The organism is Pseudomonas sp. B21-040 (assembly GCF_024748695.1).
In the GTDB taxonomy this organism is placed as follows: domain Bacteria; phylum Pseudomonadota; class Gammaproteobacteria; order Pseudomonadales; family Pseudomonadaceae; genus Aquipseudomonas.
This window is the reverse complement of record NZ_CP087176.1, coordinates 4,775,664-4,797,270: the sequence shown is the minus strand read 5'-3', so window position 1 is coordinate 4,797,270 and position 21,607 is coordinate 4,775,664. Positions and strand designations below refer to the sequence as shown.

The following is a 21,607-nucleotide window of genomic DNA, read 5'->3' as shown; positions in this document are numbered from 1 at the left end:
GCTCATGGCGCCCTGTTTCTGTCGTTCGATTCCATGAAACTTGAGGAGTCGGCCCAGTATTCTTTCCGGAGAGTGGATGATACGTCCCTCGATATTGCTATTGCTGTGCTGTTCGTTGCTGCTGCCGATGCCGGCGGTTGCGCGTCTGGCCGGGCCGCTGCAAGCCGTGCCGGCGGCGCAGGTGCGCGACCTGGCAGAAATACGCAGCAGCCGCATATTGCGGGTGCTGGTCAACCAGAGCCGCAACAGCTCCGGCGAAGTCCAGGGCCAGGCCATCGGTGTCGAATACCACCGCTTGCGCGCCTTCGAGCAATACCTCAACGGTCATGCCCGTGACGGTCAGGAAGTCACCCTCAAGATCATCCCCAAAGCCAAGGATCAATTGCTCGGTGCCCTGCAGCGTGGAGAGGGGGATCTGGTCGCACCGGGGGAGTTGCTTGATTTACAGCCGGGCCACGCAGTCAGCAGCAGTGAGCCGATCGCCAGCAACATCCCGTTGGTGCTGGTGGGGATTAAAGGCGAGCGTCGCTACACCAAGGTCGAACAACTCTCCGGCAAAACCCTGGCGTTGCCCACGGGCAGTGCGGCCGGGGATGCGGTGAGCCAGATCAATTCCAAACTCGCACTGCACAAGCTGGCACCGATAACGATCGAGTGGGTCGATCCCAGTCTTGCCGTCGAAGATGTGCTGGAGATGGTTCAAGGCGGGATCTTTCACCTGACCATCGTCGAGCAACCGATTGCCGAGCGCTGGGGCAAGATCCTGCCCAAATTGCGCTTCGACAAACAGGTGCTGATCAGCGATCCGGGCGAAGAGTTCTGGTTTGTGCGCCGCGATGCGGCGATGCTGCGGGCGAGCATCGATCGGTTTTTGACGACGTACAAGAAGCCTTCAGACCAGGACGTGGCGTTTCTGCGGATCTATCGGCGTCTGTACCAAGTGCACTATCCACTGGCCAAGGCCGATCGCCAACGCCTGGAAAAACTGCGGCCGGTGCTGCAGAAACACGCCGATGCCCAAGGCATGGACTGGTTGAACCTGGCGGCGCTGGCGTTCAAGGAGTCAGCCTTGCAGCCCAATGCCCGCGGCAGTGGCGGTCCCACCGGCCTGATGCAAATCACCCCGTCCGCCGCCCAGCGGGTCGGGGTCAACAACATTCAGGAGCTCGACGCCAATGTCCAGGCCGGTGCCAAGTACCTGGCCATGATCCGTCGCAAGTTCTTCGCCAGCCCCAAACTCAACGAACGTGAGCGCATGGCGTTTGTACTGGCGGCCTACAACATTGGCCCGGAGCGGGTTCAGGGAATGCGCGCCGAAGCCCGGCGGCGTGGACTTAACCCTAATCAATGGTTTTTCCAGGTCGAGCGCATTGCCATGGAGCAGGTGGGAATGGGACCCGTCAGCTACGTTAATAGCGTCAACAAGTACTACTTGGCATTCGATCGTGAGAGGGAATCGCTGGAGCCGCAGGGGCAAAAAGTTGTTTCTCGTAAATGATCGACTAAGCTGATTGTTATGGCGCAATTATTGCGCTTTTAGCATTCGTTTTATCGATTAATATGGCGCCCGACGAACACACACTGACAATGGATGACACAGCATGAGCTCACTGATCAACAAGGTACTGTTTACCCGCGCCGGTTTCGGCCTGACCGCCATACGGATCGTTGTCGGGATCATTTTTGCGGCTCATGGCGCACAGAAGCTCTTCGGCATGTTTGGTGGCTACGGCATCGCCGGCACCGCGCAATACATGGAAAGCGTGGGCCTTGCACCGGGTCATCTGATGGCGATTCTGGCCGGGGGGACGGAGTTCTTTGGCGGTCTGGCCCTGATTATCGGTCTGCTGACACGTCCTGCGGCGCTGGGGCTGACCATCCTCTCGCTGGTTGCGATTTTCTCCGTGCATATCCACAACGGCTTGTTCATGGCCAACAACGGCTATGAATTCGCCCTGGCCCTGCTCGGTGGCAGTATCGCGGTATTGATCGAAGGTGCCGGCAAGCTGTCGCTGGACGGTGCCATCACCGACTGACCGCTCTGGCTCAACTAAAAGGCCCGCACTGCGCGGGCCTTTTTTGTTGCGCGTGATTCTTGACACTGCTGTGTCGGCTTCTCTAGGATGCTGCTCATGCGCCGATTTAAACAGCTACTTGCGGGGCGCCAGGTGACTCATTCAGTTGCCGATAGAAGCTTGAAACAGGCTTCGAAATACCGCTAAAGCGCTGGTTCGGTGTTGCCTCTCACCTGCCATGCAGACTTTTGAGGCAGAGACACGATTCGATGAACGCACTTAGCCCCGTTGTACGTCCCGCGCCGATCACGGCACATCTCACCCAGCGCAATCCAAAAATCCTGCTTGGCGGTCAACATCAGCCGACACTTCTGCGTTATCTCGATGGCTGGCCACGCCGTACCGGCGGCCCTGCGGCATTTCTGATCCAGTTTGTCGAAGACGGTGAATCGCTGGCTCGATTTGCCAACGACAGCTTTGATCTGGCAGTGATTCAATCGCCGAGTCTTGAAGACGCCCCTGAAGTGATCAGGCAACTGACCCGCGTTGCCCGGCAAGGTTTGATTACCCGACGCTAAGGTTCAAAGGTACTCAATCGCCACGATATACACGCATTGCTCACCGGTAGGTGTCTGGACGCGAACTTCGGCGTCCAGCGCCTTGCCGATCAGCGCGCGAGCGAGCGGTGAGTCGATGCTGATCAGCCCCAGTTTCAGGTCTAGCTCGTCCGGGCCGACGATGCGGTAGCGCGACTCTTTGCCGTCCTCGTCTTCGATGGTGACCCAGGCGCCAAAATAGACTTTGTTCGGGTCGCTGGGTTTCTCGCTAACCACTTTGAGCGCTTCCAGCCGTTTGGTGAGGAAGCGCACACGGCTGTCTATTTCGCGCAGCATTTTTTTGCCGTAGGTGTATTCCGCGTTCTCGGAGCGATCACCCTGAGCTGCGGCCTCGCTCACAGACTGCGTTACTTGCGGTCGCCGTACATGCCAAAGTTCGTGAAACTCGGCCCGCATCCGCGCCTCCCCTTCGGGGGTGATCAGCGCGGTGCCAGCGGTGCGGGGAGGGCGATAGCGGCTCATGACAACTTCTTGTGATGGAGAAGCCTTGAGTCTATCAACCCTCGCGCAACACTGTCAGTGGGCTGGCGTTCAAGGCTCGACGCGTACCGAACACACCGGCGCCGCCAATCAGCACTGCGCCGATCAATGGCAGCACCAACAACCACGGATGCGGATGCCACGGCAGGTCGAAGGCATAGCGGTAGAGCACCAGGCTCACCAGTTCCGACCCCAGTGCTGCCAATAGCCCGCTGACTGCGCCGAGTAATCCGAACTCGATCCGTCGGGCTTTCACCAGCAATTGCCGTTCGGCCCCCAGTGCTCGTAACAGGGCGCCTTGGCGAATGCGTTCATCGAGTGTTGCCTGCAAGCCGGAAAACAACACCGCCATCCCCGCTGCCAGTACAAACAGCAACACATATTCCACCGCCAGCGTGACTTGGGCGAGGATGCTGCGTAGCTGCTGCAGCAAGGCTTCGACTTGCAGAATGGTGACCGCCGGGAAGCTGCGCGACAGGTCGACAATCTGCTGATCATGCCCGGCCGCCAGATAGAAACTGGTCAGGTAAGTCGCCGGCAAATCCTTCAGAGTGCCGGGCTGGAAGATCATGAAAAAGTTTGGCTGGAAGTTGTCCCAGTTGATGTCTCGCAGGCTGGTGACTTTCGCTTCACGGTTGACCCCGCCCACGGTAAACACCATATGATCGCCGAGCTTGAGTTTTAGGCTTTCGGCGACTTTGCCTTCAACAGAAACGCCAGGTACTGCTTCGGGTGCCTGTTCGCTCCACCAGTTGCCCGCCTTCAGTTTGTTACCTGCCGGCAAGTCGGCCGCCCAGGTCAGGCTCAGGTCGCGCTGAATCGCTCGATCACCCGCCGAATCCTTGCTGACGATGTCTTGCACGGGCACGTCATTGATGCTGATCAGTCTCCCTGGCACCACGGGATAGAGCGGCGCGGACTGCGCCGACAGTTCGATCAGGCGATCAGTAAAGGCCTGTTTGTCCGCCGGCAGAATGTTCAGCGCAAAATAGTTCGGCGCATTTTTCGGCAGTTGATTTTGCCAGGTATCCAGCAGTTCGCCCCGCAGCAACGCGATCAGCGCCATGGACAGTAGAATCAGGCCGAAAGCCAAGGCTTGTCCCGCGGCCGCCAATGGATGACGCAGCAGTTGGCCGAGCCCTAGGCGCCAGGGTAGCGAAGCACGGGCCAGCAGCCGCCGTAGGCTTTTCAGCAGCAGCAGGAGCAAGCCGCCGAGCACCAGCGCGGCGATCACGCCACCGCCGAGCAGAGCGAAGGTCAGCACCAGGTCGAGGCTCAGGCGCCACATGATCAGGCCTAGGGCACCCAACGCAGCGCCATAAACCATCCAGGTGCTGGAGGGGATCGGCAGCATGTCCCGACGCAGCACCCGCAGCGGTGGCACGCGACCGAGTGCGGCGAGCGGCGGCAAGGCGAAACCGGCCAGCGCCACCAGCCCTGTACCGATCCCGGCGATGGCCGGCAGCAGACCTCCCGGTGGCACATCGGTTGGTAACAAGTCATGCAGCAGTGCAAACAGCCCAAGCTGTGCCAGCCAGCCCAGGAGAGCGCCACTAAGGCTGGCGAGCAGTCCCAGTACCGCCAACTGCAAACTGAACAGCATCATGGTTTCCCGGCGCGACAGGCCCAGGCAGCGCAGCAAGGCACTGGCATCGAATCGGCGGGTAGCGAAGCGTGTTGCCGACAGCGCGACTGCCACGCCGGACAAAAGAACGGCCACCAGGCTCGCCATGTTGAGGTAGCGCTCGGCCTTGCCCAATGCGCCGCCAATTTGTCGGTTGCCGTCGCGGGCATCCTGCAGCCGCTGGTTGGCGGCCAGTCCTGGCTTGATCAATTGACGATAGGTTTCCAGCGCCTCGGCTTTGCCGCGCCAGAGTTCACGGTAGCTGACCCGGCTACCCGGTTGCACCACACCGGTGGCGGTTAGGTCGTCGAGGTTGATCAGCACGCGTGGTGTCAGGCTGTAGAAGTTGCCCGCCCGGTCGGGTTCGTAGGTCAGCACCCGTGCCAGCTTCAGGGTTTTCAGGCCGACGTCGATGCTGTCGCCGATCTTCAGGTCCAGTGCTGTCAGCAAGCGCGCTTCGACCCAGGCTTCACCGGGTTTCGGTCCGCCACCGGGTTCTTCCGGGGCGAAGGGTGTCGGGGCGCTTTTCAGTTCGCCGCGCAGTGGGTAGACCGCGTCGGCCGCCTTGATGCTGGACAGTTGAATGCCATTGTCGGTGGCGATGACGCTGGAGAACTCCACCACTTGAGCGTGTTCGAGCCCTAATTCCAGGCCACTGTTGATCTGTTCGGGACGCGCCGGTGAGCTGCCTTCGAGCAGCAGGTCGGCACCGAGAAACTCGGTGGCGCGCAACATCATGGCGCCGTTCAGGCGGGCGCCGAAGTAACCGATGGCGGTGCTCGCCGCTACGGCCACCAGCAAGGCGAAGAACAACACCCGCAATTCACCGGCGCGGGCGTCGCGCAGCAGTTGGCGGATGGCAAGACTGAACAGGCGCAACAGCGGCAGGCGTGCCATCAAGGCTCCAGAGGGGCGACCAGCAGGCCGGCTTCAAGGCGGATCAGACGCCGGCAGCGATGTGCCAGGCGTTCGTCGTGCGTCACGAGCACCAGCGTCGTGCCGCGTTCCTGATTGAGTTCGAACAACAGATCGCTGATGCGCTCGCCGGTGTGGCTGTCGAGGTTGCCGGTGGGTTCATCGGCAAACAGCACGTCGGGTTCGGCGGCAAACGCCCGGGCAATCGCCACACGTTGCTGTTCACCTCCCGAGAGCTGGCGCGGCGAGTGCGTCAGGCGCTGGCCCAGGCCGACCCGTTGCAGCAATTCGGTGGCCCGCTCGCGGGCGTCTTTGCGGCCATCGAGTTCCAGCGGCAACATGACGTTTTCCAACGCGTTGAGGCTGTCGAGCAGCTGAAAGGACTGGAAAACAAAACCGACATGCTCGGCCCGGATGCGTGCACGTTGATCCTCGTCGAGTGCGCTCAGCCCTTGCCCGGCCAGCGTGACTTCGCCGCTGCTGGGCAGGTCGAGGCCGGCCAGCAGGCCGAGGAGGGTGGATTTGCCGGAACCGGAGGCGCCGACGATGGCCAGGCTGTCGCCCTTGTTCAGTTCCAGGCTGAGTTCGTGCAGGATAGTCAGTTCACCTTCCGCGCTGGGGACCACTTTGCTGAGGTTCTTCGCGGTGAGAATGCTTGCGCCCATGGAGAATCCGATGCGTGTGTGGTTTTTGAGTGCTGGCCTGGCCTTGATGTGCATGGCCCAGAACGCAGCGGCGGGTACTGTCCTGATCGTTGGCGATAGTATCAGCGCCGGTTTCGGGCTGGATACCCGGTTGGGGTGGGTCTCACTGCTTGAACAACGGCTCAAGCGCGAAGGTTTCGACGACAAAGTGATCAATGCGTCCATCAGCGGCGACACCAGTGCCGGAGGCCAGGCACGCCTGCCCGCGCTGCTTGCAGAGCATAAGCCTGAGTTGGTCATCCTTGAGTTGGGCGGCAATGACGGTCTGCGTGGATTGCTTCCGACGCAATTGCAACAAAACCTTGCGGCGATGATCGACAACTCTCAGGACAGCGGTGCCAAGGTGTTGCTGTTGGGCATGCAATTGCCACCCAATTACGGCGTTCGATACACCGAGGCCTTTGCCAAGGTCTACAGCAACCTGGCCAATGAGAAGAAAATCCCGCTGGTGCCGTTTTTTCTCGACGGTGTGGGCGGTCATCCAGACCTGATGCAGGCCGACGGCATACACCCGGCGGCCGGGGCTCAGGACAAGTTGCTGGAAAATGTCTGGCCTACGCTAAAACCACTGTTATGAGACTTTTCTAGAAGCAGGCTTTCGGCTAAGGTGGCGCCCCCGATTTGGAGCCCCCGATGCCGCGTCCCGCCTGGTCACTTTTTGCCTACCAACTGATCGAGCCTGACGAACAGCTGGATCTGTTCGCCTGCCAGGAAGTGCGGGTGCATCTGGTGACGCGTCAGCTGGAACTGGGCGGCTCGGCGGACCGAACCTTGTGCGGCAGCCTGTTGCCGGCACAGCCACGCTGGTCGAGCGTCGACCGTCGTGTGTTTCAGGACCAGCGACTGTGCTCGCTGTGCCGAGCCATTCTGGAATCGCAAAAGCGCGGCACTTCGCCCATCTGGCCAGAGCTGCGCTTCGAGCTCTAAGGCGTCAAGGATAGCTTGCTATCGACCAACTCCCCGAATTTACGGGCGGCGGTGTACAATCGCGCTTTTACCCTAGTCGACCTGCGAAGGACTTTCCGGATGTTGCCGCGTTTTCCTGCCGTTACCCGCTGCCTGACTCTTGCTGCGTTGTTTGCGGCCGGTCCAGTTGCAGCATTGGAGTTTCCCCTGCCACCGCCCGGTGAAGACATCATCGGTCAGGTGCAAGTGATCAAGGCCAAATACGAAGATACCTTCGCCGACCTTGGTACCGCCTACGACCTGGGCTACACGGAAATGGTCGCGGCCAACCCTGGAGTTGATGCATGGTTGCCGGGCGCCGGCACCGAAATCATTCTGCCAACACGTTTCATCCTGCCACCGGGACCGCGTGAAGGCATCGTGATCAACCTGGCCGAGTACCGCCTCTACTACTACCCGAAAGGCAAGAACGTGGTGTACACGTTCCCGTTGGGTATCGGTCGTGAGGGCTGGGGTTCGCCGATTGCCCACACCAGCATCACCGCGAAGACGCCGAACCCGACCTGGACGCCTCCAGCGTCGATCAAGGCCGAGCACGCCGCCGACGGAGATCCGCTGCCTAATGTGGTGCCGGCAGGCCCAGACAACCCTCTGGGGCCGTTCAAGTTCACTCTGGGTACACCGGGCTACCTGATCCACGGCTCTAACAAGAAGTTTGGCATCGGCATGCGTACCAGTCATGGCTGCTTCCGCATGTTCAACAACAACGTGCTGGAAATGGCTGGCATGGTGCCGGTCGGTACGTCGGTGCGGATCATCAACGACCCGTACAAGTTCGGTGTGAGTGCCGGCAAGGTTTATCTGGAAGCGCACACGCCACTGGATGACAAGGGCAACCCTTCGGTGGTCGACAAGCACACTGCGGTTATCAACGCGATGCTCAAGCGTGAAGACATCACTAACAACCTACGTATGAATTGGGATGTGGTGCGCGACGTGGTCGCCGCTGAAGATGGCCTGCCGGTGGAAATCGCTGTGCCGAACGGGGCTGCGCCAATGATGTCGAGTGCACCGCTCGATCCATTGCAGTAAGGCTTGAAAGAAACCCGCCGACGCAGGTTGCGTCGGCGGGTTTTTTATTGCCGGAAGAAAACACCCGGCAACAAAAAAGCCGACCCATAAAATGGGTCGGCTTGATAACAATCCCGAGGGATTATTACTTGCGGCTAGCTTTGTCCAGCATGCGCAGAGCACGCTCGTTAGCTTCGTCAGCAGTCTGTTGTGCTTTTTGAGCAGCAGCCAGAGCTTCATCAGCTTTACGGTAAGCTTCGTCTGCACGAGCTTGGGAGCGAGCTGCTGCGTCTTCAGTAGCGGTCAGACGTGCTTCTGTTTCTTTCGATGCGCTGCTGCAACCGGTAGCCAGAACTGCGGCCAGAGCCAGAGCAGAGAATTTCAGAACGTTGTTCATCGTGTTCCCCTTCAAGGACTTTCAATTAAGTAGCTGTCTCCTCAGAGTGAGGAAATAGCCGGCGTACATACTACTCATTACTACTCGTAAGTAAACTGACGTAACGCAAGAAGCAAAAAAAATTGTAGGCGTTGATTCTTTTTCGAGCAACTTTTAACTGCATTGTTTAAAAAATATCCAGCTACGAGGCCCGAGCCTGAGCGAAGCGGTGAGGAAAAGTTCCCGGCACTCACGGCGTTTTTTTTCAGTCTTGGCTAAAGTCTGGCTAGATGAACTCGTCCATACTTTCGTTCGAATTTTGCGCAGCGGCCCTCATAATCTTTATCCATGTAGAGGTGACTTTAAAATCGCGGGTTCGTCTTAAGTCTCAACATCCGGCAATGTTCAGGCTTTCGACCCGCAAAGACCGCCGGTCGAGCCGTCCCTGCGTTCCCTGAAGCAGCACCCGCCAGTTGAGCATGATGACGAGCGTACCTTGAGCATTTTTGCCAATGGTGCCTACTATTTGATACGTGCTCGGTTGCGCGAGATCGGTGCAGTTCTTCTCGGTGTCCATTGGCACGGGGTGGCGTAGATGTTCCTTCGCCGGAAAAACATCGGTAAGGTAGGGGTCAGAATTCAAGACCCGCGAGGAGTAGTGATGAGCGAGGCGTTGTCCATCCACCATGACCAGGCTGGTCATCAGTTCGAGACCAGTGTGGACGGTCATCGTGCCTACCTGACCTATATGGATCTGGGGAAACAGACCCTGGATATCTATCGCACATTCGTGCCCAACGCATTGCGGGGACGCGGCATTGCAGCAGCCTTGACCGAGAAGGCGTTGGAGTACGCAGACGAAATGGGTTACACCGTCATTCCATCGTGCTCCTACGTTGAGCGCTACATGGAGCGTCACCAACGGCACGCTGCCAAGCTGTGATCAAAACGAACGCATAAAAAAACGCCAGGTTTAAGCCTGGCGTTTTTGTGTGCGCTAAACGTTGATCAGTTGCGGTCACGTTTTGGCAGCACGTCCTTGAGCTTGGCATGCATGCTGCGCAAGGTGTTTTCGGTGGCGGACCAGTCGATGCAGGCGTCGGTGATCGATACGCCGTATTGCAGGTCGGCGAGGTCTTTCGGGATGGCCTGGCAGCCCCAGTTCAGGTGACTCTCGACCATCAAGCCGATGATCGACTTGTTGCCTTCCAGAATCTGGTTGGCGACGTTCTCCATCACCAGTGGTTGCAGGGCCGGGTCCTTGTTGGAGTTGGCGTGGCTGCAATCAACCATGATGTTTGGCTTGATCTTCGCCTTGTTCAGCGCTTGCTCGCAGAGCGCGACGCTGACCGAGTCATAGTTCGGCTTGCCGTTGCCGCCGCGCAAGACCACATGGCCGTAAGCGTTGCCCTTGGTGGTGACGATCGACACGCCACCCTCCTGGTTGATACCCAGGAAGCGGTGCGGGCTGGATACCGATTGCAGGGCGTTGATCGCCACTGTCAGGCCGCCGTCGGTGCCGTTCTTGAAGCCGACCGCCGAAGACAGGCCGGAAGCCATTTCGCGGTGGGTCTGGGATTCGGTGGTGCGTGCGCCGATGGCCGACCAGCTGATCAGGTCCTGCAAGTATTGCGGGGAGATCGGGTCGAGGGCTTCGGTGGCGGTCGGCAGGCCTTTTTCGGCCAGGTCCAGCAACAACTGGCGACCGATGTGCAAGCCGTCCTGGATCTTGAACGAGTCGTCCAGGTAGGGGTCGTTGATCAAGCCTTTCCAGCCGACGGTGGTGCGTGGCTTCTCGAAATACACGCGCATGACCAGATACAGGGTATCGGACACTTCGGCGGCGAGCACTTTCAGGCGCTCGGCGTATTCGTGGGCGGCCTTGATGTCGTGGATCGAGCAAGGCCCGATGACGACGAACAGGCGGTGGTCGGTGCCATCCAGAATGTTGCGAATGACTTCGCGGCCCTTGGTGACGGTGCGCAGGGCAGCGTCGCTCAGGGGGATATCGCGCTTGAGCTGATCAGGAGTGATCAGAGTCTCGTTGGAGGCGACGTTTAGGTCGTTGATCGGTAAATCAGCCATCGTTTACTCGTCAGGTCACGGGTGCCGGCCGCCAGCGAACCCGCGCGGCGGAGCACAGCAAATTAAGCGCGTCGGGGAGCCGAACCTTAGCGCGTTATCCGCCTGCTCGACAATGGGTTTAATCCAGCATTGGCTGCGCAAATGCCTTGCGTACGGTGTCGTGAGAGAACTCGTCGGCATGCTGCTGGACCCATTCGAGGGCCAGCGCCTGAATACCCTGCAAGTCGTCATGCGCGTCATGCAGGCGGCAATAGCGTTCGATCTGGCACACCTGCTCGCCCATCCGGGCGCTGAACAGCATCTGTTCATCGACGAAAGCAATACCCACCAGATAGCCGCGTTTGCGTCGCAGGCACCAGGCCACATAGCCCAGATAACGCATGTCGGGGTTTAAGGTGGGCATGCGCACTTCCAGCGCCGTGCCGTGGCGCCAGGCCCGGTGATAATTGCAAGCCATGCCCCCGAGGCTGATAGTGTGCAAGCGCTGTCGCGAGATGCACTCATGCGTCAGTAACGTTAATTCGACGGGCACATCGTCAGGATGAGGAATAAAACGTCCCATGAACACGGACTCCCTGTGTCGGCCATCTGACATTGTTTCCCCCAGTATAGTGGTCGAATTGGAACTGACCGATTTCGATGCCGACCAACGGCTGCTGGCGATGAGCGGCGTATCCCTGGTGATTTTCACCAGCGTCGGTTGCGCCAGTTGCCGATTTGCCCGTGAGCAACTGCCAGGGCTCGATCTAAACGTTGATCGACTGTGCTGGATCGATGCCGGGAACAATGGCGGGGTGGTCGAGCGTTATCAGGTTTTTCATTTGCCAGCGCTGTTTGTCGTGCGCGACGGCGAGTTTTTCGGGGCACTAAAATCGCGCCTGACCGGTACCGAACTCAATGAAGCGGTCGGGCGGGCGCTGATGAAAACAGCAGAGGAGTTGCCATGATGGGGGCAGTCACCAAGCCGACAATCGGTGTAATCGGAACCGGTGCAATCGGCGGGTTCTACGGGATGATGCTGGCGCGTGCCGGTTTCGATGTGCACTTCTTGCTGCGCAGTGAGTTTTCAGTGGTGGCCGAGCGTGGGCTGCAACTCGACAGCGCGGTTCATGGCGCGCTGACATTGAACCCGGTGCAGGCCTATTCGTCGGCCGAAGACATGCCGCCCTGCGACTGGTTGCTGGTGGGCGCAAAAACCACCAGCAACGCGGACCTGGCACCGGCGATCCTTCAAGCCGCAGCACCCAACGCCAAGGTGTTGGTGTTGCAAAATGGCCTGGACGTTGAAGACAGTCTGCGTGAGAGGCTTCCCGATTCGCTGCATGTGCTCGGTGGGCTCTGTTATATCTGCGTACATCGCGAGGGCCCGGGTGTCATTACCCATCAAGCCCTTGGCGCGGTGCATGTCGGTTACCACAGCGGCCTCGCGGCCGATGAGTTAACGCGCACCGCAATTGTCGAGGAGGGTGTTGGCCTGTTCCGTACGGCCGGCATCGATTCCCAGGCCATGGCTAACCTGCACCAGGCGCGCTGGCAAAAACTGGTCTGGAATATCCCTTACAACGGCCTGTCGGTGTTGCTGGGAGCCAGCACCACGCCTTTGATGGCCGATGCCGACAGCCGGGAACTGATCAAGGCCTTGATGGCCGAAGTGGTTCTGGGGGCAACCGCCTGTGGACACGACGTGCCGGCCGGTTACGCCGACCATCTGTTCATGGTGACCGAGAAAATGCCGGATTACTGGCCGAGCATGTACCACGATTTTCTGCACAAACGACCGCTGGAGCTGGCCGCGATTTACGCACGGCCCCTGGCGGCGGCCAAAGCGGCGGGGTGCGAGTTACCGCTTATCGAGGCCTTGTATCGCAGTTTGAGTTTTATCGATCGACGTAACACCTGAGTCGATCAATCTGGGGGGAAGGGCATGGTAAAGGGCATAGACGACAAACTGGTGCTGGCGATTTCTTCGCGAGCACTGTTCGACCTGAGCGAGAGCCACAAGGTTTACCTGTCGAGTGGCGTCGAGGCTTACCGGCAATATCAGATTGAACACGAAGACGAAATCCTCGAGCCCGGTGATGCCTTCCCTCTGGTGCAAAAACTCCTGAACCTCAATACCCATCTCGGCCGCTCACGGGTCGAGGTGATCCTGGTGTCGCGCAACAGCGCCGACACCGGTTTGCGGGTGTTTAACTCGATTCACCATTATGGGCTGGCGATTTCTCGTGCGGCGTTTGTCGGCGGGCGCAGTCCTTATCCGTATCTCAAAGCCTTTGGCTGCGACCTGTTTCTGTCGACGCATGCCGAAGACGTGCGCAGTGCGCTGGACGCCGGTTTCGCGGCAGCAACCATTTTGTCGGGCGGTGCCAGCCGCGCGGCCAGCGATGAATTGCGGATTGCCTTCGACGGTGATGCGGTGCTGTTTTCCGACGAGTCGGAGCGTGTCTACCAGTCTGGTGGCCTGGAAGCGTTTCAGGCCAGCGAGCGCGAAGCCGCCCGTGAGCCGTTGCGCGGAGGGCCGTTCAAAGGCTTCCTGGCAGCTCTCAATCTGTTGCAGCGCGAGTTTCCCGACGACGACTGCCCGATTCGCACGGCGTTGGTCACCGCGCGTTCGGCGCCGGCCCATGAGCGAGTCATTCGCACGTTGCGCGAATGGGACATCCGGCTGGACGAGTCGCTGTTTCTGGGTGGCCTGACCAAATCGGCCTTTCTCGAAGCCTTTGCCGCCGACGTGTTTTTCGACGATCAGGCCGGTCACTGCGAATTGGCCCGCGAAGTCGTCGCCACCGGTCATGTCCCGCATGGCATAAGCAACGAGCAAAAGATTTAAGCCCATCGTTCAACGCGTTACGCAGAGCATCGCACTCGCCAAGGCACTGCTAAGCTGAATCAATCTCCACCATGTTGGCTCGCGAGGAGGTCATATGATTCGGTCGATGCTGTATGCCACTGACCTCGGCCTGTACGCACCGTTTGTAATGCAGCACGCCTTGGCGCTGGCGCGGACATTCAATGCCGATTTGTATGTGGTGCATGCGGTTGAACCTATGGGCCTGTTTGCCGAGTCGGTGCTTCAGAGTTACCTCGATGAGCAGGCGTTGAACGAATTTCACAGCCAGGGACTGAGCACGGTGATTGCCAGTATCGAGCAGCGGGTGCTCGACAGTTTTCGCGAAGAGTTGGGGGACGAAGGGGAGCAGGACCTGGCGCGGATTCAAGCCGTGCGGGTGCTACAGGGGGATCCGTCGCAAGTGATTCTCGACCAGGCGCAGAAACTCTCGGTGGATTTACTGATCGTAGGTAGTCACAGCCATGGTGCCGGCGCGGAAACGCCTTTGGGCAGGACCGCCGCACGCGTGTTGCAGCTGGCGAGAGTGCCGGTTTATCTGGTGCCGCTGGTGGAGCGTCGCCGCCAAGGTGATCGCTAGAACACGAATAGTGGCAATTTGACAAAAAAGTTCTAGATTTATTCTTCACGCCATTAATATAGTTATATACCGTCGCTGATGCCCGTGGCGTCTACCTGCTTTGAGGGATTCATATGAAGCTTCAACAATTGCGCTACATCTGGGAAGTGGCGCACCACGACCTCAACGTTTCCGCTACCGCCCAAAGCCTTTACACCTCGCAACCGGGTATCAGCAAGCAGATCCGTCTGCTGGAAGACGAATTGGGGGTTGAGGTTTTCGCTCGCAGCGGCAAGCACCTGACCCGTGTCACCCCGGCCGGCGAACGCATCATCACGACCGCTGGCGAGATTTTGCGCAAGGTTGAAAGCATCAAGCAGATCGCCCAGGAATTCTCCAACGAGAAGAAGGGCACCCTGTCGATCGCCACCACGCATACCCAGGCGCGTTATGCGTTGCCGCCGGTGATCAGCAGTTTCATCAAGCAGTATCCGGACGTTGCCCTGCACATGCACCAGGGTTCGCCGATGCAGATCGCTGAAATGGCCGCTGACGGCACTGTGGATTTCGCCATCGCCACCGAAGCACTGGAGTTGTTCGGCGACCTGGTGATGATGCCGTGCTATCGCTGGAACCGCTGCGTCGTAGTGCCCCAAGGCCACCCGTTGACCAAGCTGTCGAAGCTGACCCTCGAAGCGCTCGCCGAATACCCGATCGTGACTTACGTGTTCGGTTTTACCGGCCGCTCGAAACTCGACGAAGCGTTCAGCCATCGCGGCCTGACACCCAAAGTGGTATTCACCGCCGCCGACGCTGACGTCATCAAGACGTATGTGCGCCTGGGCCTGGGCGTGGGTATCGTGGCGAAAATGGCGGTCGATGCCAAACTCGACAGCGATCTGGTGGTGCTCGATGCCAGTGAGCTGTTCGAATCCAGCATCACCAAGATCGGCTTCCGTCGCGGCACTTTCCTGCGTGGCTTCATGTGCGACTTCATCGAGAAATTTGCCCCGCACCTGACTCGCGAAGTCATGGCTAAAGCCATTGCGTGCCACAACAAGCAAGAACTGGAAGAGCTGTTCGACGGCGTCGAACTACCGGTTCACTAGACCACCTCTGTAACAGAAAACTGTTGCCGGGCACCCGCCACCAGAATCTCCACGTCATCCCCTTCGTATTTGCCCAGCAGGCTTTTGCCCAGCGGCGAACGGGGGGTGATGACGGTAATCCATTGCCCCACCAGATCGACCTTCAGACCAGCGGCATCGGGGGCCAGAAATAGCCATTGCTCGCGACCTTTTTCGTCTTCCAGGCCAAGCAATGCGCCGACCTCGATGCCGCGCTGATCGTCATAGGGGCGCAATGTCAGGTTCTGGCACAGCGTCAGTGACTGCCTGATTTCTTCCACCCGTCTGGCCTGTCCGGCCGCCAGATAGGAGGCTTCCAGGCCCAGGGTGTCGTACTTGTTTTCGGCGATGTTCTCTTCGTGGGTCGCGGTTTCGTACGCGGTTTGCGCGGCACGTTCGGCGATGTCGAGATCAACCCGCAGCTTGTCGAGAATCAATTGGTGGACGGTCTGTTTGTTCATGGTCAATCGCAAAACTGCAGGACATTGGCGCGGCTTTTTTCGCTCGGCGCGGTATGGTCCTGTTGCAGCCAGAACTGGCATTTTGGATTGGACAGATTGCGGCTGCTGCTGCGGGCCTGATCCATGCGTACCTGCTGCTCGTTCTTGCGCAGGTTCTCTTCATATTGTTCGAACAGCGGGCTCTGCGGCGGAATGTCCGGTACCGGTTGCACCACGGGCGGTTTGGCCAATTGCTCCACGGCGGCGGCCACTGGCGCCAGTTGCTCGCTGAAAAACAGGCGAGAGACGAGCCAGCAGGTCAGCGCGATGGCGAGAAATCCCAGCCACAATCCGAGGGCAATGCTGCCGATCAGTTGCAAGGCATTAGGCTGGATCTGCAACGTGCGGCGCGGAGTGGGACGAAAGGGCATGGCTGCCTCCTGGCGGATGGTCGCGGGATAGTGGCGATTGTCGCACGAAGATTAATCGCCGTCGGCTCTTCTGCGCGAGGTAATTTATGCGGACAATTGGTGCCTTTGCCAACGGGAATCCGCAATGCCTGAACTGAAAACCCGCTGGGATATTTTTTGCACCGTGGTCGACAACTTTGGCGACATCGGCGTGACCTGGCGCCTGGCACGACAACTGGTGGCCGAGTACCCGGTCGACGTGCGTTTGTGGGTCGACGACCTGCGCGCCTTCGAACGCCTGTGCCCCCAGATCGATATCCATGCGGCGCAGCAATCGCAGGCCGGTGTCGACGTGCGCCAATGGCCGGCAGCGTGGTTGGCCACCGAGGCGGCGGATGTGGTCATCGCCGCGTTCGCCTGCCAGTTGCCAAGTGCCTACATGGACGCCATGGCCGCACGGGAAAAACCGCCGCTGTGGATGAATCTCGACTATCTGAGCGCCGAGGATTGGGTGAGCGGTTGCCACGGTTTACCGTCGGTGAAATACAAAACGGTGCAGAAGTACTTCTTCTTCCCGGGATTCCACAAGGGCACCGGTGGTTTGTTGCGTGAAAAAGGATTGCTTGAGCGTCGACGGCAGTTTCAGCAAAGTCGCGAGGCGCAACGAGAATTCCTTCAAGGCCTGGGGATAGATCCGGCCCCGAATGCCCAACTGATTTCGCTGTTTGCCTATGAAAATACCGGGCTGTCGAGTTGGCTGGACGTGATGGCGGCTGATCCGTTACCTACGCATTTGCTGGTGCCCGAAGGGCGCATTCTCGGCGATGTCGAACGCTGGCTCGGTGTTGAAGGGTTGGCAGCAGGCGCTCTGCATGTCCGCGACGAATTGACCGTTCAGGTGTTGCCGTTCGTCCGACAGGATCAATACGATCATTTGCTCTGGTGCTGCGATTTCAACGCTGTGCGTGGTGAAGATTCATTCGTCCGCGCTCAGTGGGCGGGCCGGCCAATGCTCTGGCACATCTATCAGCAGGAGGAAGACATCCACCTGGACAAGCTTGAAGCCTTTCTCGAGGTGTACACAAAAGGCCTGTCCGCCCCTGCCAGCGAGGCGATCAGCGGTCTTTGGCGCGCGTGGAATGCGGGGCATGATATGTCCGGCCACTGGCGCATGGCCCGCAAACACTGGCCAGAGCTGCAAAAACACGCCGAGGCGTGGTGTCTGGAACAAGCCTTGCAGGCTGATCTTGCCGCAGCGCTGGTACAGTTTTATGTAAATTGGATATGATACGCGGCCTAGATTTTTGTAAATCCCATCCAAATTCGGATATTCGTAATGAAAACTGGTAAAGAACTGAAACCCGGGATGGTGATCCGTCTCGAAAACGATCCTTGGCTGGTTCAGAAAGCTGAATTCACCAAGTCGGGTCGTAACAGCGCGATCATGAAGACCAAGCTGAAAAACCTGCTGACCGGTTACAAGACTGAAATCGTTTACAGCGCCGACGACAAACTGGACGACGTAATCCTCGACCGTAAAGAAGCGACCCTGTCCTTCATCAGCGGCGACGCCTACACGTTCATGGACACCACTGACTACACCATGTACGAGCTGAACGCTGAAGACATCGAAGCCGTTCTGCCTTTCGTTGAAGAAGGCATGACCGATGTTTGCGAAGCGATCTTCTTCGAAGAGCGTCTGGTTTCCGTAGAACTGCCGACCACTATCGTGCGTCAGGTTGACTACACCGAAGGTTCCGCTCGCGGTGACACTTCCGGCAAGGTGATGAAGCCTGCCAAACTGAAGAACGGTACCGAGCTGTCGGTTGCTGACTTCATCGAAATCGGCGACATGATCGAGATCGATACCCGCGAAGGCGGTTCCTACAAAGGCCGTGCTAAATAAGCACTGCTTCAGGAATGAAAAAGCCCGGCCATTGAGCCGGGTTTTTTTATGCCTGAAAGGTGAAGATCATAAGATTCGCAGCCTCGTTTCACTCGACAGCTCCTACAAGGAAATGCAAAACCCATGTAGGAGCTGTCGAGCGAAGCGAGGCTGCGATGCTTTACTTCATTTCAAATGTTGCTTGAGTTCTTGCGACGCCTGCAGCATCGCGGAGCGCACCGCTGGCACCTGACTCACCACGTTAAGCAAACCGTAGTCGTGGATCATGCCGTTGTAGCGAACCGACGTGACCGGCACCCCGGCCTCATCGAGTTTACGGGCGTAAGCTTCACCTTCATCGCGCAGAACGTCGGCGCCCGCTGTCTGCACCAGCGCAGGTGGCAAGCCCTTCAGTTGTGCGGTGGTAGCCCGCAACGGCGAGGCGTAAATCTCATTACGCTGCTTGGCGTCGGTGGTGTAGTTGTCCCAGAACCACTTCATCATGTTTTTGGTGAGGAAGTGCCCCTCGGCGAACTGGTTGTAAGACGCCGTCTCGAAGCTCGCATCCGTCACCGGCCACAACAACACCTGGTATTTGATAGCCGGCGAGCCCTTGTCTTTGGCCATCAGCGCAACGACTGCCGCCATGTTGCCACCGACACTGTTGCCGGCCACGGCCAGGCGTTTGCCGTCGACGTTGATCTCTTTACCGTGCTCGGCCACCCATTGGGTCGCCGCATAAGCCTGATTGATCGCCACCGGGTAGTGCGCTTCCGGGGACGGGGTGTAATTGACGAACACCGCCGCAGCCCCTGAGCCGACTACCAGATCACGGACCAGTCGTTCGTGAGTCGGGAAGTCCCCCAATACCCAGCCACCGCCGTGGAAGAACATGAACACTGGCAACTCGCCCTTGACTCCGGCCGGCCGGACGATGGTCAGGCGCAGCGGTTGGCCGTCGACTTGAATGGTCTTCTCGCTGACATCGGCTCTTGGCAGCGTCAGTTTTACCCCGGATTGCGCACCCACCAGTACGGCGCGCGCGTCTTTGGGGGTGAGCTGTTCCATCGGTTTGCCGGTGCCGGCATTCAGAACGTCGAGGAATGCCTGGGTGTTGTGTTCAACACCCTCGCCCGCGAACGCGTTACCGATGGACAGGGCGAGAAGGGTGCCGGTCAAGACTTTGCTGAAAGTGTTCATGTTCGTTTCCTGTACGGGCCTTGGGATCAACGGTTAGACGGTAACGTGCAGGCGCACATCGACGTTGCCACGGGTGGCGTTGGAGTACGGGCAGACCTGGTGGGCGGCGTCGACCAGGGCTTGCGCATCGGCTTGTTCCAGGCCTGGCAGGCTGATGTGCAGGTCGATGTCCAGGCCGAAACCGCCAGGGATTTGGCCGATGCCGACATGGGCAGTGATCGAGGCGTCGTTCGGGATGCTGCGTTTGGTCTGGCTGGCGACGAACTTCAGTGCGCCGATGAAGCAGGCGGAGTAGCCGGCTGCGAACAGTTGTTCAGGGTTAGTCGCTGCGCCGCCGGCACCACCGAGTTCTTTCGGGGTGGCAAGTTTGACGTCGAGGATGTTGTCGCTGGAAACAGCACGACCATCACGGCCACCGGTGGAAGTTGCGATTGCGGTGTAGAGAGTTTGCATGGTGTGAGCCTCATTTTGGTTTGGGTGTTTTGCGCTAAATATTTGCGCGCTAAGTAAGTGCGAGGTGAATGTATCGCGCGAATATTTAGTGCGCAAGATAAAATTTTGAAAAAGTTGTGTTCGAAATTTTGGCGGATGATGTGAAGGGCCGAGCTAGAGCTTTGGAGGCGGGATTTTCAGGGCTGAAAATTTTTTCTGGGAGGGGGGCGAACGTGGCTGGAAGGGTCGCCACAAAACCAATGTGGGAGCGAGCTTGCTCGCGATAGCGGTGTATCAGTCAACATCAATGCCGAATGTCAGACCGCTATCGCGAGCAAGCTCGCACACACAGGGGATCTATGTTGACTGGGGAATTAGAGGCTGTCTTGCAGATTGCTGCGCAGCACTTGCAGTTCCGCCTGCAGCTTTTGCAGTCGCTCCAGCGTCATCCCGCTGGCGCCGAGGATGCACTGAGGAATGCTGCGCGCTTTTTCCCGCAAGGCGCGGCCCTGTTCGGTGAGTTCGACGATCACCACCCGTTCGTCTTCGCGACTGCGGGTGCGGCTGAGTAAACCTTCGACTTCCAGGCGTTTGAGCAGTGGCGTCAGGGAGCCGGGATCGGTCAGCAGGCGCGTGCTGATTTCACCTACGGTCAGACCATCGCGTTCCCACAACACCATCATCGCCAGGTATTGCGGATAGGTCAGGCCCAGCGCTTGCAACAGCGGCTTGTAGACCTTGGTCATCAGCAACGAAGTCGAGTGCAGGGCGAAACACGCCTGATTATCCAGCAGCAGGTGGTCGCAGTTATCCAGGGTGTCGCGTTCGGTGGTCATCTCAAAAGCCTTGATCGGTAATCTTCATGAATCTAGCGGGCGAATCTTTAATGCGCCAGATAATTTTCGACTAGTGGCGGTCCAGCGTGCTTTGCAGCGCCAGGTCCCACGGTGGAATCGGGCTGAAGCGCGTCTTCAAGTATTCCAGCAGCAAACGGCTGCGTGAGTTGGGCTGTTGCGCCAGCCGCAGCGCATAGATGCCGGCGGACTCAGGTTTGGGCAGGCCCTTTTCGCAGAACAGCGGCAGCAGTTCACCCCGCAGCAAGTATTCGCTTGCCAGCCAGGTCGGCAGGTGGGCAATACCCAGTCCGGCCAATGCGCCGCAGACCAGCGCCTCGGCATTGTTGGCGCTCATGCGGATCCGCGCCGGGCGGTGCAGATGCATCTGCCCATCGCGTTCGAAGCGCCAGGCGAAGGGCGGGGCCAAGCCGTCCCAATCGAGGCCGTCGTGATCGACTAACTGCGCAGGCTCGGTCGGCACTCCGCGGCGTTGTAAATACTCCGGGCTGGCGCAGGCAATACGCACCATGCTTGCCAGCGGTGTGGCGACCAGGCGGGTGTCGGCCATTTGCCCGGCGCGCAGCACCAGATCGACCTTGCCCAGGTTCAAGCCTTGCATGTCGACAAAGCTGTCGATCAGGTGCAGTTGCACATCGAGGCCGGGGTAAAGCATCAGGAAGTCGGCAATTACCGGTGCCAAATGCCGGCGTCCGAACGCCGCGGGCGCATCCACTCTGATCAAGCCTTCTGGCGCACTGCTCAGGGACACCGCTTCGGCCCGGGCCAGCCGAAGCTCGGCGACAATTCGCCGCGCGCGCTCGGCAAAGGCCAGGCCTGCCGGGGTCGCCATGACGGCATGTGTACTGCGAATGAACAGCTGGCTACCGACGGCCTTTTCCAGGCTGTCGATGCGCCGCGCCACGGCCGAAGGGGTCAGCGGATGTCGGCGCGAGGCAGCAGAAAAACTCCCGGATTCCAGCACATCCAGAAAAAGCCCGAGCTGTTCGGTCAATTGATTGGGGTTCATGGGGTGTCCGCGCTTGTGCGAAGTTGGCACAGCCATTGTGCGTTGCTGTG

At 59.0% G+C, this 21,607-nt stretch carries 26 protein-coding genes; 14 read left to right on the top strand and 12 right to left on the bottom strand.

Going from position 1 to position 21,607, the window contains the following annotated elements; all coding sequences use genetic code 11:
• Positions 1–76: 76 nt before the first annotated feature.
• The 3 genes from LOY55_RS21955 to LOY55_RS21945 all read left to right on the top strand — a co-directional run bounded on the left by LOY55_RS21955 (position 77) and on the right by LOY55_RS21945 (position 2,593).
• The gene (locus tag LOY55_RS21955; protein ID WP_046031789.1) at positions 77–1,498 is read left to right on the top strand and encodes a transglycosylase SLT domain-containing protein; all 1,422 of its coding nucleotides are present in this window, start codon (positions 77–79) and stop codon (positions 1,496–1,498) included.
• A gap of 103 nt (positions 1,499–1,601) precedes the next feature.
• The gene (locus LOY55_RS21950; protein WP_109787135.1) at positions 1,602–2,036 is read left to right on the top strand and encodes a DoxX family protein; all 435 of its coding nucleotides are present in this window, start codon (positions 1,602–1,604) and stop codon (positions 2,034–2,036) included.
• Positions 2,037–2,284: 248 nt separating this feature from the next.
• Entirely contained in the window at positions 2,285–2,593 is a 309-nt protein-coding gene (locus tag LOY55_RS21945; protein WP_046031791.1) for a hypothetical protein, read from the top strand.
• Positions 2,594–2,596: 3 nt separating this feature from the next.
• Here the strand turns inward: LOY55_RS21945 and greB are convergent, their stop codons facing one another.
• From greB to LOY55_RS21930, 3 genes are read right to left on the bottom strand one after another with little or no spacing between them, the layout of a single operon-like run.
• Positions 2,597–3,094 carry a transcription elongation factor GreB gene (gene greB, locus LOY55_RS21940; protein ID WP_033057207.1) on the bottom strand — a complete coding sequence of 166 codons (498 nt, stop codon included), beginning with the start codon at positions 3,092–3,094 and terminating at the stop codon, positions 2,597–2,599.
• Between the two features lie 34 nt (positions 3,095–3,128).
• Positions 3,129–5,633: an ABC transporter permease gene (locus LOY55_RS21935; protein ID WP_258666681.1), complete on the bottom strand. Its 2,505-nt coding sequence runs from the start codon at positions 5,631–5,633 to the stop codon at positions 3,129–3,131.
• A complete protein-coding gene (locus LOY55_RS21930; RefSeq protein WP_046031793.1) occupies positions 5,633–6,316 on the bottom strand; it encodes an ABC transporter ATP-binding protein in 684 nt (227 codons plus the stop codon). The genes LOY55_RS21935 and LOY55_RS21930 overlap by 1 nt, the downstream gene beginning before the upstream one ends.
• Positions 6,317–6,326: 10 nt before the next feature.
• Between LOY55_RS21930 and LOY55_RS21925 the strand changes: the two genes are divergently transcribed.
• From LOY55_RS21925 to LOY55_RS21915, 3 genes are all read left to right on the top strand, one after another.
• A complete protein-coding gene (locus LOY55_RS21925) occupies positions 6,327–6,932 on the top strand; it encodes an arylesterase (protein WP_258666677.1) in 606 nt (201 codons plus the stop codon).
• Between the two features lie 56 nt (positions 6,933–6,988).
• Positions 6,989–7,282: a hypothetical protein gene (locus LOY55_RS21920; protein WP_003226812.1), complete on the top strand. Its 294-nt coding sequence runs from the start codon at positions 6,989–6,991 to the stop codon at positions 7,280–7,282.
• A gap of 99 nt (positions 7,283–7,381) precedes the next feature.
• Complete coding sequence (locus tag LOY55_RS21915; RefSeq protein ID WP_046031795.1) at positions 7,382–8,353, top strand: L,D-transpeptidase family protein; 972 nt, start codon at positions 7,382–7,384, stop codon at positions 8,351–8,353.
• Positions 8,354–8,477: 124 nt separating this feature from the next.
• Here LOY55_RS21915 and oprI read toward each other — a convergent pair whose 3' ends face one another.
• Positions 8,478–8,729 (bottom strand): outer membrane lipoprotei OprI, encoded by a 252-nt coding sequence (gene oprI, locus LOY55_RS21910; RefSeq protein ID WP_003199355.1) that lies wholly within the window; start codon positions 8,727–8,729, stop codon positions 8,478–8,480.
• A gap of 640 nt (positions 8,730–9,369) precedes the next feature.
• Here oprI and LOY55_RS21905 point away from each other — a divergent pair.
• Entirely contained in the window at positions 9,370–9,651 is a 282-nt protein-coding gene (locus LOY55_RS21905; RefSeq protein WP_046031797.1) for a GNAT family N-acetyltransferase, read from the top strand.
• 65 nt (positions 9,652–9,716) lie between these two features.
• On the opposite strand, the gene LOY55_RS21900 is transcribed toward LOY55_RS21905, so the two are convergent.
• Positions 9,717–10,793: a 3-deoxy-7-phosphoheptulonate synthase gene (locus LOY55_RS21900; RefSeq protein WP_046031798.1), complete on the bottom strand. Its 1,077-nt coding sequence runs from the start codon at positions 10,791–10,793 to the stop codon at positions 9,717–9,719.
• 118 nt (positions 10,794–10,911) lie between these two features.
• Positions 10,912–11,355, bottom strand: coding sequence for a PilZ domain-containing protein (locus tag LOY55_RS21895; RefSeq protein WP_046031799.1), 444 nt, complete (start codon positions 11,353–11,355; stop codon positions 10,912–10,914).
• Between LOY55_RS21895 and LOY55_RS21890 the strand changes: the two genes are divergently transcribed.
• The 5 genes from LOY55_RS21890 (at position 11,354) to cysB (ending at position 15,309) form a co-directional block, all read left to right on the top strand.
• Complete coding sequence (locus LOY55_RS21890) at positions 11,354–11,740, top strand: thioredoxin family protein (RefSeq protein ID WP_046031800.1); 387 nt, start codon at positions 11,354–11,356, stop codon at positions 11,738–11,740. The genes LOY55_RS21895 and LOY55_RS21890 overlap by 2 nt on opposite strands.
• Entirely contained in the window at positions 11,737–12,693 is a 957-nt protein-coding gene (locus LOY55_RS21885; RefSeq protein ID WP_109787133.1) for a putative 2-dehydropantoate 2-reductase, read from the top strand. The genes LOY55_RS21890 and LOY55_RS21885 overlap by 4 nt, the downstream gene beginning before the upstream one ends.
• 24 nt (positions 12,694–12,717) lie before the next feature.
• Complete coding sequence (locus LOY55_RS21880; RefSeq protein WP_109787132.1) at positions 12,718–13,623, top strand: 5'-nucleotidase; 906 nt, start codon at positions 12,718–12,720, stop codon at positions 13,621–13,623.
• 94 nt (positions 13,624–13,717) lie between these two features.
• Positions 13,718–14,221 carry a universal stress protein gene (locus tag LOY55_RS21875; RefSeq protein WP_109787131.1) on the top strand — a complete coding sequence of 168 codons (504 nt, stop codon included), beginning with the start codon at positions 13,718–13,720 and terminating at the stop codon, positions 14,219–14,221.
• A gap of 113 nt (positions 14,222–14,334) precedes the next feature.
• Complete coding sequence (gene cysB, locus LOY55_RS21870; protein ID WP_046031804.1) at positions 14,335–15,309, top strand: HTH-type transcriptional regulator CysB; 975 nt, start codon at positions 14,335–14,337, stop codon at positions 15,307–15,309.
• Here cysB and LOY55_RS21865 read toward each other — a convergent pair.
• Both LOY55_RS21865 and LOY55_RS21860 read right to left on the bottom strand, forming a co-directional pair.
• Positions 15,306–15,788, bottom strand: a complete 483-nt coding sequence (locus tag LOY55_RS21865) for a GreA/GreB family elongation factor (protein ID WP_109787130.1) — start codon at positions 15,786–15,788, stop codon at positions 15,306–15,308. The genes cysB and LOY55_RS21865 overlap by 4 nt on opposite strands.
• A gap of 2 nt (positions 15,789–15,790) precedes the next feature.
• Complete coding sequence (locus LOY55_RS21860) at positions 15,791–16,198, bottom strand: hypothetical protein (protein ID WP_077431598.1); 408 nt, start codon at positions 16,196–16,198, stop codon at positions 15,791–15,793.
• 124 nt (positions 16,199–16,322) lie between these two features.
• Here LOY55_RS21860 and earP point away from each other — a divergent pair, with 124 nt between their 5' ends.
• Together earP and LOY55_RS21850 are read left to right on the top strand one after the other, a co-directional pair.
• Complete coding sequence (gene earP, locus LOY55_RS21855; protein ID WP_258666667.1) at positions 16,323–17,465, top strand: elongation factor P maturation arginine rhamnosyltransferase EarP; 1,143 nt, start codon at positions 16,323–16,325, stop codon at positions 17,463–17,465.
• A 48-nt stretch (positions 17,466–17,513) separates the two neighbouring features.
• Complete coding sequence (locus LOY55_RS21850) at positions 17,514–18,083, top strand: elongation factor P (protein ID WP_046031806.1); 570 nt, start codon at positions 17,514–17,516, stop codon at positions 18,081–18,083.
• Between the two features lie 165 nt (positions 18,084–18,248).
• Here LOY55_RS21850 and LOY55_RS21845 read toward each other — a convergent pair whose 3' ends face one another.
• The 4 genes from LOY55_RS21845 to LOY55_RS21830 all read right to left on the bottom strand — a co-directional run bounded on the left by LOY55_RS21845 (position 18,249) and on the right by LOY55_RS21830 (position 21,557).
• The gene (locus LOY55_RS21845) at positions 18,249–19,262 is read right to left on the bottom strand and encodes an alpha/beta hydrolase (RefSeq protein WP_258666665.1); all 1,014 of its coding nucleotides are present in this window, start codon (positions 19,260–19,262) and stop codon (positions 18,249–18,251) included.
• A gap of 33 nt (positions 19,263–19,295) precedes the next feature.
• Positions 19,296–19,715: an organic hydroperoxide resistance protein gene (locus LOY55_RS21840; protein ID WP_046031808.1), complete on the bottom strand. Its 420-nt coding sequence runs from the start codon at positions 19,713–19,715 to the stop codon at positions 19,296–19,298.
• Between the two features lie 353 nt (positions 19,716–20,068).
• A complete protein-coding gene (locus LOY55_RS21835; RefSeq protein WP_046032417.1) occupies positions 20,069–20,530 on the bottom strand; it encodes a MarR family winged helix-turn-helix transcriptional regulator in 462 nt (153 codons plus the stop codon).
• 70 nt (positions 20,531–20,600) lie between these two features.
• Positions 20,601–21,557, bottom strand: coding sequence for a LysR family transcriptional regulator (locus LOY55_RS21830; RefSeq protein WP_258666662.1), 957 nt, complete (start codon positions 21,555–21,557; stop codon positions 20,601–20,603).
• Between the last annotated feature and the right edge of the window lie 50 nt (positions 21,558–21,607).